The 14,032-nt window shown below is 60.4% G+C and carries 13 protein-coding genes; 8 read left to right on the forward strand and 5 right to left on the reverse strand.

The window, feature by feature from the left end; genetic code table 11:
* Positions 1-217: 217 nt before the first annotated feature.
* Both ACQKKX_RS03045 and ACQKKX_RS03050 read left to right on the forward strand, forming a co-directional pair.
* The gene (locus ACQKKX_RS03045; RefSeq protein ID WP_427568668.1) at positions 218-2,407 is read left to right on the forward strand and encodes an anthranilate synthase; all 2,190 of its coding nucleotides are present in this window, start codon (positions 218-220) and stop codon (positions 2,405-2,407) included.
* Entirely contained in the window at positions 2,361-2,909 is a 549-nt protein-coding gene (locus tag ACQKKX_RS03050) for an N-acetyltransferase family protein (protein ID WP_427568670.1), read from the forward strand. Before ACQKKX_RS03045 ends, ACQKKX_RS03050 begins: the two co-directional genes overlap by 47 nt.
* Before the next feature lie 22 nt (positions 2,910-2,931).
* Here ACQKKX_RS03050 and ACQKKX_RS03055 read toward each other — a convergent pair whose 3' ends face one another.
* On the reverse strand, positions 2,932-3,498 hold the full coding sequence (locus ACQKKX_RS03055; RefSeq protein ID WP_427568672.1) for a dual specificity protein phosphatase family protein: 567 nt from the start codon (positions 3,496-3,498) through the stop codon (positions 2,932-2,934).
* Between the two features lie 266 nt (positions 3,499-3,764).
* Here ACQKKX_RS03055 and ACQKKX_RS03060 point away from each other — a divergent pair, with 266 nt between their 5' ends.
* On the forward strand, positions 3,765-4,643 hold the full coding sequence (locus ACQKKX_RS03060) for a cation diffusion facilitator family transporter (protein WP_427569334.1): 879 nt from the start codon (positions 3,765-3,767) through the stop codon (positions 4,641-4,643).
* Positions 4,640-5,104 carry a preQ(1) synthase gene (gene queF, locus ACQKKX_RS03065; RefSeq protein WP_427568674.1) on the forward strand — a complete coding sequence of 155 codons (465 nt, stop codon included), beginning with the start codon at positions 4,640-4,642 and terminating at the stop codon, positions 5,102-5,104. Before ACQKKX_RS03060 ends, queF begins: the two co-directional genes overlap by 4 nt.
* A gap of 160 nt (positions 5,105-5,264) precedes the next feature.
* Here queF and ACQKKX_RS03070 read toward each other — a convergent pair whose 3' ends face one another.
* Together ACQKKX_RS03070 and ACQKKX_RS03075 are read right to left on the reverse strand one after the other, a co-directional pair.
* The gene (locus ACQKKX_RS03070) at positions 5,265-6,071 is read right to left on the reverse strand and encodes a DUF2076 domain-containing protein (protein WP_427568676.1); all 807 of its coding nucleotides are present in this window, start codon (positions 6,069-6,071) and stop codon (positions 5,265-5,267) included.
* A 105-nt stretch (positions 6,072-6,176) separates the two neighbouring features.
* Positions 6,177-6,764, reverse strand: a complete 588-nt coding sequence (locus ACQKKX_RS03075; protein WP_427569335.1) for a HupE/UreJ family protein — start codon at positions 6,762-6,764, stop codon at positions 6,177-6,179.
* 226 nt (positions 6,765-6,990) lie between these two features.
* On the opposite strand from ACQKKX_RS03075, the gene ACQKKX_RS03080 reads away from it, so the two are divergent.
* Positions 6,991-7,575, forward strand: a complete 585-nt coding sequence (locus ACQKKX_RS03080) for an ATP-dependent Clp protease proteolytic subunit (protein ID WP_427568678.1) — start codon at positions 6,991-6,993, stop codon at positions 7,573-7,575.
* Positions 7,576-7,656: 81 nt separating this feature from the next.
* Here the strand turns inward: ACQKKX_RS03080 and ACQKKX_RS03085 are convergent, their stop codons facing one another.
* Positions 7,657-9,951: a bifunctional diguanylate cyclase/phosphodiesterase gene (locus ACQKKX_RS03085; protein WP_427568680.1), complete on the reverse strand. Its 2,295-nt coding sequence runs from the start codon at positions 9,949-9,951 to the stop codon at positions 7,657-7,659.
* A 202-nt stretch (positions 9,952-10,153) separates the two neighbouring features.
* Between ACQKKX_RS03085 and ACQKKX_RS03090 the strand changes: the two genes are divergently transcribed.
* Positions 10,154-11,332, forward strand: a complete 1,179-nt coding sequence (locus ACQKKX_RS03090; protein ID WP_427568682.1) for a benzoate/H(+) symporter BenE family transporter — start codon at positions 10,154-10,156, stop codon at positions 11,330-11,332.
* A 6-nt stretch (positions 11,333-11,338) separates the two neighbouring features.
* On the opposite strand, the gene ACQKKX_RS03095 is transcribed toward ACQKKX_RS03090, so the two are convergent.
* Positions 11,339-11,902, reverse strand: coding sequence for a hypothetical protein (locus ACQKKX_RS03095; RefSeq protein ID WP_427568684.1), 564 nt, complete (start codon positions 11,900-11,902; stop codon positions 11,339-11,341).
* A gap of 106 nt (positions 11,903-12,008) precedes the next feature.
* Here ACQKKX_RS03095 and ACQKKX_RS03100 point away from each other — a divergent pair, with 106 nt between their 5' ends.
* Complete coding sequence (locus ACQKKX_RS03100; protein ID WP_427568686.1) at positions 12,009-12,134, forward strand: hypothetical protein; 126 nt, start codon at positions 12,009-12,011, stop codon at positions 12,132-12,134.
* Positions 12,135-12,290: 156 nt separating this feature from the next.
* On the forward strand, positions 12,291-13,997 hold the full coding sequence (leuA, locus tag ACQKKX_RS03105) for a 2-isopropylmalate synthase (protein ID WP_427568687.1): 1,707 nt from the start codon (positions 12,291-12,293) through the stop codon (positions 13,995-13,997).
* Positions 13,998-14,032 lie beyond the last annotated feature (35 nt).

A 14,032-nucleotide genomic window follows, 5' to 3' on the forward strand; every position in this document is an offset into this window, starting at 1 on the left:
TAAATTGCCGCAGGAAACCGCTTGCATGCATTTCAAAGCCGCGCTAACAATTCGCCCCATGATGAACTCGATGAACATTGCTAACTGGTGGTGGGCACGCTGACGCGGCCTTGACCAGTCATGTCCATCGACAAGACGACGACAAGCCGCCCGAACCACGAGGCGGCTTTTTTATTGAGCCGCCGAGAGGATCGGGCAACCAATCCAGAGGCGGAACATGGTTACGGTAATCGAAGACGACGGTTCGGAAAGCTATTCGACGCGGGGCGGCATTCAGGTGCGCCGCCAGCGCCGGCCGGCGGAATATGCGACGGCCATCAGCAGTTATGTCGACAGGCTCGACGAGCATCGCGGGGCGGTCTTCTCCTCCAATTATGAATATCCGGGCCGTTATACGCGTTGGGATACCGCCATTGCCGATCCGCCGCTGGGCTTTTCCTCGAACGGCCGCAAGGTCTGGATCGAAGCATTCAACGGGCGCGGGGAGGTGCTTCTCGACTTCGTTGCCGATCGTCTGGCAAAAGAACCGGAACTGACGCTCGATGCTCGTAGCGACCATCGCCTCGACCTCACCGTCAATGAACCGACCCGTGCCTTTACCGAGGAAGAACGCTCGAAAATGCCGACCGTTTTCACGGTTCTACGCGCGGTTGTCGACCTGTTTCATTCAGATGCAGACAGCGCCATCGGCTTGTTCGGCGCTTTCGGTTATGATCTCGCCTTCCAGTTCGATGCGATCAAGCTTTCGATGGCGCGCCCGCAAGACCAGCGCGACATGGTTCTGTTCCTGCCGGATGAAATTCTCGTCGTTGACCACCATGCGGCCAAGGCCTGGGTCGATCGCTATGATTTTTCCAAGGATGGCGTAACCACCGAAGGTAAGGCTTCTGACATCGCCCCTGAACCGTTTCAGCGTACCGATGTCATTCCGCCCAAGGGCGACCACAAGCCGGGCGAATATGCAGCGCTCGTCACCCGCGCCAAGGAAAGTTTTCGGCGCGGCGACCTGTTTGAAGTCGTGCCGGGCCAGAAATTCATGGAGCGTTGCGACAGCAACCCGTCGCAGATTTCCAACCGGCTCAAGGCGATCAACCCGTCGCCCTATTCCTTCTTCATCAATCTCGGCCATCAGGAGTATCTCGTCGGTGCCTCGCCGGAAATGTTCGTGCGCGTGTCGGGCCGTCGTATCGAGACCTGCCCGATCTCCGGCACGATCAAGCGCGGCGAGGATGCGATTGCCGATAGCGAGCAGATCCTCAAGCTGCTGAATTCCAAGAAGGACGAATCCGAACTGACCATGTGTTCGGATGTCGATCGCAACGACAAGTCCCGCGTCTGCGAACCGGGTTCGGTCAAGGTGATCGGTCGTCGCCAGATCGAGATGTATTCGCGCCTCATCCATACGGTCGACCATATCGAGGGCCGTTTGCGCCCTGGCATGGATGCGTTTGACGGATTTCTCTCCCACGCCTGGGCCGTTACCGTTACCGGTGCGCCGAAACTGTGGGCGATGCGCTTTGTCGAGCAGAACGAGCGCAGCCCGCGCGCCTGGTATGGCGGCGCGATCGGCATGGTCGGCTTTAACGGCGACATGAATACGGGCCTGACGCTTAGAACCATCCGCATCAAGGACGGTATTGCCGAGGTGCGGGCAGGGGCGACGCTGCTCAACGACTCGAACCCGGAAGAGGAAGAGGCCGAAACCGAACTGAAAGCATCCGCGATGATTTCCGCAATCCGAGATGCACGCGCCGGCAATACGGGCAAAGCTGGCCGCGACGTGGCCAAGGTCGGCGAAGGCGTGAAAATTCTGCTGGTCGATCACGAAGACAGTTTTGTCCATACGCTCGCCAACTATTTCCGCCAGACCGGTGCAGAAGTTTCCACGGTACGCACGCCCGTGCCGCAGGAAATTTACGACCGGGTCGACCCTGATCTTGTGGTCCTGTCGCCGGGCCCCGGCAATCCGAAGGATTTCGACTGCAAGGCGACGATCAAGGCGGCACGTGCGAAAAACCTGCCGATCTTTGGTGTCTGCCTCGGTCTGCAGGCGCTGGCGGAAGCCTATGGCGGCGAATTGCGCCATCTCGCCATCCCGATGCACGGCAAGCCGTCGCGCATTCGCGTGCTGGAACCAGGCATCGTGTTCTCGGGCCTCTCGCAGGATGTGACTGTCGGCCGTTACCATTCGATCTTTGCCGACCCGGCAACGCTCGATCGGGATTTCATCATCACCGCCGAAAGCGAGGATGGCACGATCATGGGCATCGAACACGCGAAGGAGCCGATTGCGGCCGTGCAGTTCCACCCGGAATCGATCATGTCGCTGGGCGGCGACTCCGGCATGCGGATGATCGAGAATGTCGTGGCGCATCTGGCCAGAAGGCGCGAGACGAAGGCGGCATGAGGTGACGGAAGAAATCGTCATCGAGCCGATCCGTGAGGATCATGTCGAGGGTTTTCGCGAGGCCCTCGACATCGTTGCGCGCGAGCGAAAATACCTCGTGTTTCTGGAGGCGCCGCCCGTCGAGGCGATGTTGTCCTTCGTTCGCGACAATATCGCCGCCGGGCATCCGCATATGGTGGCGGTGGCCGACGGCAGGGTTGTCGGCTGGTGCGATATTCGTCGTGGCACGCGGGATGCGGAAGCCCATAGCGGCGTGCTCGGCATGGGCATCGTCCCTGGTTATCGTGACCGGGGATTGGGGCGCAGACTGATGCTGGCTGCTTTGGAGTCCGCGAAGGCTGCGGGCATCCACCGAGTGGAACTGCATGCCCATGCGGACAATTTTCGGGCCATCGCACTCTATGAGAAGGTCGGCTTTTTGCATGAAGGTGTTGCGCGCGATGCGATCAGGATCGATGGGCGCTACATCGACAGTGTGCTAATGGCGTTGATTTTGGAGTAATCTCCGAAGTGAGGCGAAAGCGTCAACTCGGCAGGCCGATCAGCTTTTCAAAAGCTTCCCAGGTGTCATCCATCGCATAGGCGCTGAGGAACGGCAGGCTGATATGGCCGTAAATCGGTGAGAGCTGCCATTCGGCGGTTTCCTCATCGACGCCGGCGATCTGCTGTAGATACATCACCGATGCCAGTCCGGTGCGGTCGGCGCCGGCCTGACAATGGACAAGGATCGGGCCGGGGGCGGATCGCATGACCTGAACAAGTGCCCGGCTTTGTTCGGCCGTCAGTTGTTTGCGTGATGACATGCGAAAATCGATATGCGTGAGGCCGAGCGCTTCCGATTCCGCGATTTCCGCCTGATACCAGTCACTGGTGGGGTTGGCCCCGCGCAGATTGATCACGGTCTTGATGCCGTATTGCTTGGCGTAGCGGGCAAGCGCTTCCGGTGATGGCTGCGCCGAGCGGTAGAACTTGCCGGGGATGATCTCGTGAAAATTTTCCGTCAGCTGCAGGGCGCCGAGATATCCGCCGCCGCACATGAGGAGAGTAGCGAGCGCGAGCCCGCATCTGCAGGCATATGTTCTGAACGTCATTGTTGTCCACCGGCGCCAAGCTGCATCGTCCAGGTGACGGCACCAAATGGCACTCTGGTTCTCGCGTATCATGATCTCGACCGCGGCAAAATTTTGACAATCAGGCAAATCTGGAGCATACCCGCCGTTAATCCGAAACCGCCGCCGCGATACGATCTCGCTGCGGCGGTTTCGTCGTTTTTGGCATGGCGTTCTGCAAATCATTCGCAGACGCATTTGGGGATTTTGACGTGGTGAAGGACGACAAGACCGTCGAGCGGCTGGCGATGTGGGGCATTCCGATCTCGATCGGTGTGCTGGGCCTCAAGCTTGGCGCATGGTGGGTTACCGGTTCCGTGGCACTGCTTTCGGATGGTCTGGAATCGCTGGTCAATGTTGCCGCCGCCTTCATCGCCTATTTCGTCATCCGTTATGCGCAGCGACCCGCCGACGAGGATCACCAGTTCGGGCACCACAAGGCCGAATATATTTCGGCGGTTCTTGAGGGCGTGCTGATTGTCGTCGCTGCTCTGCTGATTATTCAGGAGGCGTGGCAGGCCGTGCTGGCGCCCGCCATGCCGGAGGCGCCGTGGCTCGGTCTTGGCATCAATGCGATTGCAGGGGTGATCAATGCCGTGTGGGCGACCACGCTGATCCGCGCGGGCAGGGCGCATCGCTCGCCGGCTCTCAGTGCCGACGGCCAGCATATCATGTCGGATGTCGTGACTTCGGCGGGCGTGTTCGTCGGCCTCGTTCTGGCGGTGCTGACCGGTTACGCCATTCTCGATCCGTTGCTCGCCATCTTCGTCGCCATCAATATCCTTTGGCAGGGCTACAAGGTCATCAGCCATTCGCTTGGGGGGCTGATGGACAAGGCGCTGGAACCGGAGGAAGAGACGGCGGTCCACGAGGCGATCACCAACCATTGCGGCGGCGCGCTCGATGTTCACGACCTGAAATCGCGTCGGGCGGGATCGGCGGCTTTCATCGATTTTCACCTTGTCGTGCCGGCGAAAATGACCGTGCGCGAGGCGCATGAGATCTGCGACCGCTTGGAAGATGCGATCAAAGCGGTTATTCCCGGCGCCACATTGGCGATCCATGTCGAGCCCGAGGGCGAACACGCGCATGGACAGACTGTCTCAATCGAAGGAATTGGCAAATGACGATGACGGATGTCAGCGGGCTGTCGCAGCTCGGCAAACAGGTGGATGCACCCAAAAGCCCGGAGGAGGCGGTGCTTGAGCGCGTGCCCAACAGCAATCAGGGCATGGATTACGTGACGCGGTTCACCGCGCCGGAATTCACTTCGCTCTGCCCGATGACCGGGCAGCCGGATTTTGCTCATATCGTCATCGATTACATTCCCGATGCGTGGCTGGTGGAATCGAAGTCGCTGAAACTTTTCCTCACCTCGTTTCGCAATCACGGTGCGTTTCACGAAGATTGCTCGGTCTATATCGCCAAGCGCCTTGTCGAACTGTTGAACCCCAAATGGCTGAGGATCGGCGCCTACTGGTATCCGCGCGGCGGCATCCCGATCGACGTGTTCTGGCAGACGGGTGATATTCCGGCCGGCGTCTGGCTGCCGGATCAGGGCGTGCCGACCTACCGCGGACGTGGGTGAGGAACGGTCCGGCGCAGCCGGAGCAATCGATCCAGTGGATCGATTGCGGCGACGAACGCACCGAGCTCAAGCGAGGGGCCGGGATAGGTTGCCTCCCTTGCAAGAAGAAGCGCCGGAACGCATCCCTCCGGCGCTTTTCTCGTTCGCGGCATGATGACGATCAGACGTCGAGACTGTCGTCGCTGCCGCCGAAATCGTCATCGCCGTAATCCGAAGCGCCATTTTCGTCACCGCCGTAATCGGCCTGCTCGATATTGCCGTCATCGGAAACCTGCGCATCTCCATTATCGGCGTCATCGCCGTAATAGTTGTTGATCACCGTCTCCTCGATCGGTGCGCCGCCAAAGGCTGCCGCACCTTCCGCCGCCGAACCCCAGCCGAGGCCGGAAACGTGATTGCTGAAAATGCTGGAAAGAGAATTGGCCAGCAGCATGCCGCCTGCCACGCCTGCCGCTGTGCCAAGCGCACCGCGCAGAAAGCTGCCGCCTGCCGATGGCGCATAGGGCTGGGAGCCGAAAGACTGGCTGCCACTCCATGGTCCGCTTCGCTGCTGTGGTGCACGATAGTCGGTGTTGTCGTCGCCGCTATTGCCGCGATAGGCCTGGTTCGGAACGGGAATGCGGTCAGGCCGCTCGTTGCTCCAAGGTCCGGTGGTACCGCTACCTTGCCTTGGCTGTTCGCCGTTGCCGAATATGGAACTCAGAAAACCGCCGCTGCCCTGGCGCTGGTTGCCGGCGGCCGTTTCCAGGTCTCGCAGGCGCGCTTCCAGTTCCTGGATGCGGTGGGAAGCTGCTTCGAGCCCCTTCTCCTGAACGATGACGGCCTGCGCGAGATAATAGGCGGCGTATGGCTGACGACGGGTCTGGTCTTCAATCAGCATTTCCGCTTCGCGGTCGCGCGGGCTGGAGGATGCAGTCTGGACGCGGTCGAACAAGGCGGTGAGAAGCTGGCGTTCTTCGGGTGACATATCGGCCTCCTTGGCGGTGATATCATCCACGAAGTAGGAGTGGATCGCGGCTTTTCAAAGCGCGACCCGTTACATTCTGGTCATGCGAAGCCGACGTGTTTCGGGTCAGCCGAAGACCAGTGACACGCCGAGGAGGGCGGTGATGACGCCGAAACCGCGCGTCAATACGGGGTTGAGGCGGGCAATGCCGATACCGAGCCCGATGCCGGCTGCATGCAGAAGCCCGGTGGCCATGACAAAGCCGGCGCCGAACTGCAGCGCGCCGGCCGATCCGAGCTCTCCACCATGGGCATGGCCGTGGAAAAGCGCAAACAGCCCGACGAGTGCTGCACAAAAGGCGACCGGGGGTCTGATGGCCATGGCGACCAGCAGGCCGAGCGCGATAACCGATGCGAGAATGGCCGGCTCGACAAAGGGAAGGTCGATGCCGAAAACGGCGAGTACGAAGCCGAGCGCCATCGTGCCGACGAAAGCTGCCGGGACCATCCATAGGGCACGACGGCTAACGCTATCTTGCGCGATCTGCGCTGCCCACAGCCCTACGGCTGTCATGACGAGGATGTGGTCCATGCCGAAGAGCGGGTGGGAAAAGCCCGCCATGAACGAGCCGTGCTCGTGCGGATCGAGATGGGCGAAGGCCGGCGCCGTTGCGACGGCAAACATGACGGCTGTGAGTGAAAGACGCTTCAAAATCGGCATGGATGTTCCCCTGTTGTCTCCGTCCCTGCGCATGTCTGCGCCATCGGCCGGTCCGACAGCCAGATTAGGCGCAGGGATTTTCGGCGTCGATGGGCAAAATGCCGGTGGTGCACTGGGGATAAGCCTGCCGTGCCGAATTCACCTTAACCCCATTCGCACATTGTTTTAACGGCCCGAACGCATTATGTGCGGTATCGACACGTCCATGCTGGAGACACTGATGAACGACGAAAACGAAGACGACAAGACGAAGGAATTGCCGCTCGGCAAGGAGACTGAAGCCAATCTCTTCAAGTCCCGCTCGATCTTCATCTATGGTGGCATCACCCAGGAACTGGCGCAGAAGGTCTGCACCCAGCTGGTTGCCCTTGCTGCCGCCGGCGACGAAGATATCCGCATCTACGTGAACTCGCCCGGCGGTCACGTGGAATCGGGCGATTCCATCCACGACATGATCAAGTTCATCAAGCCGAAGGTCTGGATCATCGGGACCGGCTGGGTCGCTTCCGCCGGCGCGCTGATCTATGTATCGGTGCCGAAGGAACGCCGTATCGCTCTGCCGAACACCCGCTTCCTGCTGCATCAACCGTCCGGCGGCACACGCGGCATGGTTTCCGACATCGAGATCCAGGCCCGCGAAATCATCAAGATGAACCAGCGCCTGATCAAGATCTTCGCCAAGGCCACCGGCCAGTCGGAAGAAAAGATCGCCAAGGACATCGATCGCGACTACTGGCTCGGCGCCGAAGATGCGGTCGAATACGGCCTTGTGTCGCGCATCGTGGAGAGCCAGTCGGAAATCTGATCCGATCGGAACGAATTGCTAGTAAAATCCCCCGCCGGCGTGCCGACGGGGGTTTTTTTATGGCTTGGCGAATGCTGAAAATCAGGCCGACTGGCGGCTGCGGGAAAACAGGTCACCGCGCTCCGCCTGCCAGGTTTCGGCGAATTCGACGAAGGCTTCGGCCGACATCGGCTTGGCGAAGGCGTAACCCTGCAGGACATGGCAGCCGAGGTTGCGCAGGATGTCGACATGCGCCGCGGTCTCGACGCCCTCGGCGACGATCTCGATGCCCTGGCTTCGGCCGATCTCGATGATCGCCGCCACCAGCCGGTGTTGCGACCCCGTCGCCTGGAGCGGCGTGATCAGGCGACGGTCGATCTTCAGGCGTTTCGGATCAAGGTCGAGCAGGCTGACGATGGAGGCGTGGCCGGAGCCGAAATCGTCGATCTCGATATCGATGCCGATATCCTTCAACTGGCCGATCACCGAGCGCAAAGCCTTGTCCTGGCCGTCGAAGGAAATCGATTCCAGCAGTTCGAAGGACAGGCTGCCCTTGGCAATGTTGAGGCTGGAAATCTGCTCCAGCAGATTCTCGTCCTTCAGACGCTGCGCCGAAATATTGACCGACAGATGCGGAATGGCGAGGTCCCGGGCCCGCCAGCGCGTCGCCTGGAACAGCGCCTTTTGCAGAATGATGGCGTCGATATCGCCTGAGCGGTGCAGGCCCTCGGCAATATCGAGAAACTTGTCGGGCGTCAGGAGGCCGCGTGTCGGGTGTTGCCAGCGCGCGAGCGCCTCGACGCCGACGATGTCGAGGCTGCGGGCGTCGAACTGCGGCTGAAAATAGGGAACGATCTGGTCGTTTTCGATGGCGACCAGCAGTTCGTCGGAACTGCGTTTCGTATGGATGGCGGCCAGAAGCAGGTTTTCTGAAAAGATTTCAGCGCGGTTGCGACCCCGCTTCTTTGCCTCGTAGAGTGCGACATCGGCGTTGATGAGCAATTGCCGCGAATCTTCGCCGTTGGCGGTCTGCGCCGCGACGCCGGCACTGCAGCCGACATGGCATTCGTGGCCGGCAATGACGATCGGGCGTGCCAAAGCTTTCACCACGGACCGCGCCAGGTGCACGGCACGCGCCTCCGCTTCGCGGCCGCTGGTGACCAGTACGAACTCGTCGCCCCCGATCCGGGAGGCGAATTCGTCGCCATGAAGCAGGGATTGAAGCCGAACCGTAGTCTGGCGCAGTACCTCGTCGCCGGCGGCATGGCCGAGCGTGTCGTTGACCTCCTTGAAGCGGTCGAGATCGATATGGACGAAAGCCAACCGGTCATTCTGCGAGGCCGTCTCGGAAGCGTCCATGAACTGATCGAGAAACCGCCGGTTGGGCAGGCCGGTCAAGGCGTCGTGCAGCGACTGATGTTCGAGCGTGCGGCGCGCTGAGCGCAACTCGTCGTTCTGCGTCTGAAGCTGCTCCTCGCGCTGTTGCAGCGTCTTGATATGCCCGTGCCGTTGGCGGATCAGCAGCCCGACCCAAAGGGTGGGAAGCAGCACGGTCAGCACGATCAGGGCGCAATAGATGTAAAGCCGGCCGATATCCGGGGGCGTCGTCTGCCAGCCGGCCTTCGGCCGCGCGGCCAGATACCAGGTGTCGTAGCCCAGATCGATGCGGGTACGGACGACATCAGCCGAAAACAGGGCTGAATCGCCGAAGAACACGTCCTTTTGCCGCGGCACATGCCGGCGCGCAATGGCGATTTCCAGTGTCTGGCGCGCGGTATCGACATTGCTGTCGCGCATCAGGCGATCGATATCGATGACCGTCGATACGATGCCCCAAAAATGGCCGTTGGATTTGCGGAAGACCGGGTAGCGGGCAAACAGACCCTTGCGGCCCTGAACGAGGTTGACCGGTCCGGCAATCGTCGTGGTGCGGCGCCGGATCGCCTCCGTCACCGAGACGGACTTCTTGGGATTGGCGGTGTAATCCTGTCCGAGGATTTCACGGTTCTCTTCCAGGGGATAGATCATCCGTACGACGAGATCCGGTGCCGCCGCGACGTTTTTCAGCTGTGACGGGTGATCGAATATCTGTTCGGCGAGCGCTCCGAACTGCGCCTGCGTGAGATCGGGAGTGGTGGCGATGGCGGCCACGAGCCCGTGGATCAGATTGACATTGCCGTGGATGTTGGTTTCGAGGGTGGCGGATACCTGCGCCAGCTGTTCGGACGCGGTCAGCCTCTGCATGCCCATATGGCGTTCGTGCTCGTCCTGAACGGCGCGCACGATGCCCACGGCCACAACGGCCAGCACCAGAAAGGCTGGTACGATGTAGGCGAGATGGTTGACGCGACCAGAGAAGAAGTCCCTGAACGCCGGCGGCGACGGCAAAATTCTCATCCAAATGTCCCATGGAATATGCCGGCACTATGGGAAGAACCCTTTAATTTAGTCTGATTTTTATGTCTAGGAATTGGCAATCCGGCATAAGCCTGTGGATAGGGCCTGCCCGATTGCGGGCGTACCCGGCGCAGCCGTTGCGACCTTGCCTCCCATGGCGCGCTGTGCTCCTGCTGTCAGACTATCGAGACAGGGCTTCCCAATGCTGAAAGATTTCTCCGTCGCCGCCCTGTTCATGGGGTTCCTGACCGCGTTTGTAGGCTTCGTCAGTTCCTTTGCCGTGATCGTGCAGGGGCTTGCGGCCATGGGCGCAACATCCGACCAGGTGGCGTCGGCGCTTTTGGCGGTCTGCGTGGCGCAGGCCGTGCTTGCGGTGTTCTTCTCGATCCGTCACCGCATGCCGATCCTGATGGCCTGGACCACGCCGGGTGGCGCGCTTCTGGCGACGACCGGGATGATCGATGGCGGGTTTCCTGCCGCCGTCGGCGCCTTCGTCGTCTGCGGCGCGCTGATCACGCTGACCGGCCTGTTTCCGCCTTTTGCACGGGCGGTGCGGCTGATCCCGACGCCACTTGCCAATGCCATGCTGGCCGGCATTCTGCTTGGGCTTTGCTTGGCGCCGGTCAAGGCCGTTGCCTTCAACCCGCTGCTTGGGCTGCCGATCGTGCTGGCCTGGATGCTGGTTGTGACGCGCTTTCGTCTATGGGCCGTGCCGGCGGCACTCTTGGCTTTCGTTCTGGTCCTCGTCTTTGGTGTCGATTTGCCGGCGGATGCGATGGCGCAGGTGGCGGACGCCATTCACCCGCAGCTGGAATTCGTCGAGCCCGTCTTTACCTGGCACGGTTTCGTGTCGGTGGCGCTGCCGCTCTTCATCGTCACCATGGCCTCGCAGAACATTCCCGGCATTGCCATCCTCAAGGCGCATGGCTACACGCCGCCGCCCGCGCCGCTGTTTGCCTCGACGGGCGTGTTCTCCGCCATCGTCGCGCTTTTCGGCAGCGTCCCAGTCAATCTGGCCGCGATTACGGCGGCGATGTGCGCCAGCGAGGATGCCCATCCCGATCCCAGGCGCCGCTACTGGGCAGCGATCGTGGGCGGCAGTGCGTATATCGTGCTGGGCCTGATCGCCGGCGGCATCATCGCCTTCGTGTCGCTCGCGCCGCCAATCCTGTTGCAGGCGGTGGCGGGGCTCGCGCTGATCGGCGCACTGTCGAATGCGGCGCATGCGGCCTTTCAGGATCCGGTCATGCGGGAGGCCGCCGCCATCACCTTTCTGGTGACGGCTTCAGGGACAACGTTTGCCGGTATTTCCGGCGCCTTCTGGGGATTAGTTGCAGGGGGGCTTATGATAGCGTTGGCAAGAACGTTTCGGCGAGCGTGATCTGGCTTAGGAGATAACGCCTTTCATCTTCCTGTAAATCAATTTTGCCACAACCGCCGATGTTTTGTTTGTGTATCCCCCGTTGGCGAGCGTTTTCAGATGAGAAACAATCCACGCCTCATCCAGAAGCTCCCAGCCTCTCTCGTCAAAATGCAGTTTTAACGCATCTTGATCTGCCGTGCTTCGGAAATGTCCACATGCAAGGCCCAAGGTTATCTTCGGATTCGGTGCACAAGCCCCCATCTCTGTGAACTGCAAAGCAAGCCGATGTATGACGACAGTGCGTAGCGTCTCGTCTGTGAAAAGTTTATATCGGTTTGCACCTTTGGAATCTGGATCCATGAGGTCGCGGGCGACCACCCCGGCGCTGTCCAAATAACTTTTACATTCTATAATGCGCAAGGCGTTGGTTTGTGGGGCATAACCTACAACGTCGAGCTCCCACCGCGGTGCGCTGGGGCGCCCGATCAACCGCTTTTCTTCCTTGGTCAATTCCACCTTGACTTCAGTCTGCGTCCAGCAGCCCTCGCTCCACAACACTTCGCTGACAAGCTGCTCGAACGCATCCATCGATTTCTCCACTACCGTATCGCTGCGTTCTTTCGTGAGACACTGCGTACCAAAAGTCAAAAAGCCGTTCTTGCCACATCTATCCCTCACGGTTATAGATTCGGACATGACCATGACAGGCGCGATCATGTCCGACCGTTTTGCCGCCCGCAGCACCGCTACCGGGGCGACGGTTTTCGCGCCTCTCTCGCTTCTTGGCCTCGACCTTACACTCGGTTGCCGGGTCCGTTGAGGAGCGCCCGGCGGCCGACAAAGCCCGCCGGCGTAAGAGCTCCTCGCATCCAATCCCTGAAACAAGACCGGACCAGAAGGTCCAGCATCCGTAGTCGGAATGCCTCACGGCATCGAGCAAGATGCTCCTGCGGGTTGCCAAGCGAAGGACGAAGACATGGACAGCAAGATTTCCGCATCCACCAAGGGCATGCAGTCGGCAGGCGTTAAGTACCGCCCTTATCCGGCGATCAATATCCCCGACCGCACATGGCCATCGAAGACCATCGAAAAGGCGCCGATCTGGTGTTCTGTCGACCTGCGCGACGGCAACCAGTCGCTGGTCAACCCGATGGGGCATGACCGCAAGGCGCGCATGTTCCAGCTCTTGCTGGACATGGGCTTCAAGGAAATCGAGATCGGTTTCCCCTCTGCCTCGCAGACCGATTTCGACTTTGCCCGCTGGTGCGTGGAAGAGGGTGGTGTGCCGGAAGACGTGTCCTTGCAGGTACTGGTGCAGTGCCGGCCCGAGCTGATTACCCGCACCTTCGAGGCGCTGGAAGGCGCACACAGGCCGATCATCCATTTCTACAATTCGACCTCGGAACTGCAGCGCCGCGTCGTGTTCGCCAAGGATGTCGGGGGTATCAAACAGATTGCGGTCGATGCGGCCAAGATGATCACCGACATGGCTGCCAAGGCCGGTGGCGGTTACCGGTTCGAATATTCGCCGGAAAGCTTTACCGGCACGGAACTGGAAGTGGCGCTGGAGATCTGCAACGCAGTCATTGCCGAGGTGAAGCCGACGGCCGACAACAAGCTCATCCTCAACCTGCCGTCCACCGTGGAAATGGCGACGCCCAACATCTATGCCGACCAGATCGAATGGATGTGCCGCAATATCGATAATCGCGAAAACGTTATCATCTCGGTTCATCCGCACAATGACCGCGGCACCGGCATCGCCGCAACCGAACTGGCCCTGATGGCGGGTGCGGACCGCGTCGAGGGCACGCTGTTCGGCAATGGCGAACGCACCGGCAATGTCGACGTGGTAACGCTGGCGCTCAACATGTTCACGCAAGGCATTGATCCGGAACTGGATTGTTCCGACATAGAGCGCATCAAGGACGTCTACGAATATTCCAATGAAATGGTCATTCCCGAGCGGCATCCTTATGTCGGCGAGCTGGTCTATACGGCGTTTTCGGGCTCGCACCAGGATGCCATCAACAAGGGCATGAAGGCGATCAAGGTCGCCAACCATCCCGTCTGGGAAGTGCCCTATCTGCCAATCGACCCGCAGGATGTCGGACGTTCCTACGAGGCGATCATCCGCATCAACTCGCAGTCCGGCAAGGGTGGCATCGCCTACATTCTCCAGCAGGATTACGGCATCAACCTGCCGCGCAATCTGCAGGTGGAGTTCCGCGAGGAGATCCAGCGCATCACCGACGAGGAGGGCAAGGAGCTTTCTTCCAGGCGCATCTACGAGCGTTTCATCGAGCGCTATGTCGAGCAGCCTGAAGGGCGCCTCAAATTCCTCGATCACCAGACGTTCCCGGCCGGCATGGAGCACAAGAGCGTGAGGGTGGTTTCCGCAGAGATTACCGATAACGGCGTGGTGAAGACGATCGAGGGCAAGGGCACCGGCCCGATAGACGGCTTCATCAATGCGCTGTCGGCCTATCTCGGCATCGACCTGTCAGTGAACGACTATTCCGAACATTCGCTGCAGCACGGCTCGAATGCGTCTGCCATCGCCTATGTCGAGATGCAGCATCCGGGCGGAAAACTGTTCGGTGCCGGCATCAACACAAATATCGTGGCGGCCTCGCTGGAAGCGATCGTTTCGGCGGCAAACCGCGTGATCGCCGAACGCTGATCCCTGGTCAGGCGCCGGAAACAAAACGGCCCGGA

The sequence above is a fragment of the Neorhizobium sp. NPDC001467 genome, from assembly GCF_050275975.1.
Taxonomy (GTDB): domain Bacteria; phylum Pseudomonadota; class Alphaproteobacteria; order Rhizobiales; family Rhizobiaceae; genus Neorhizobium.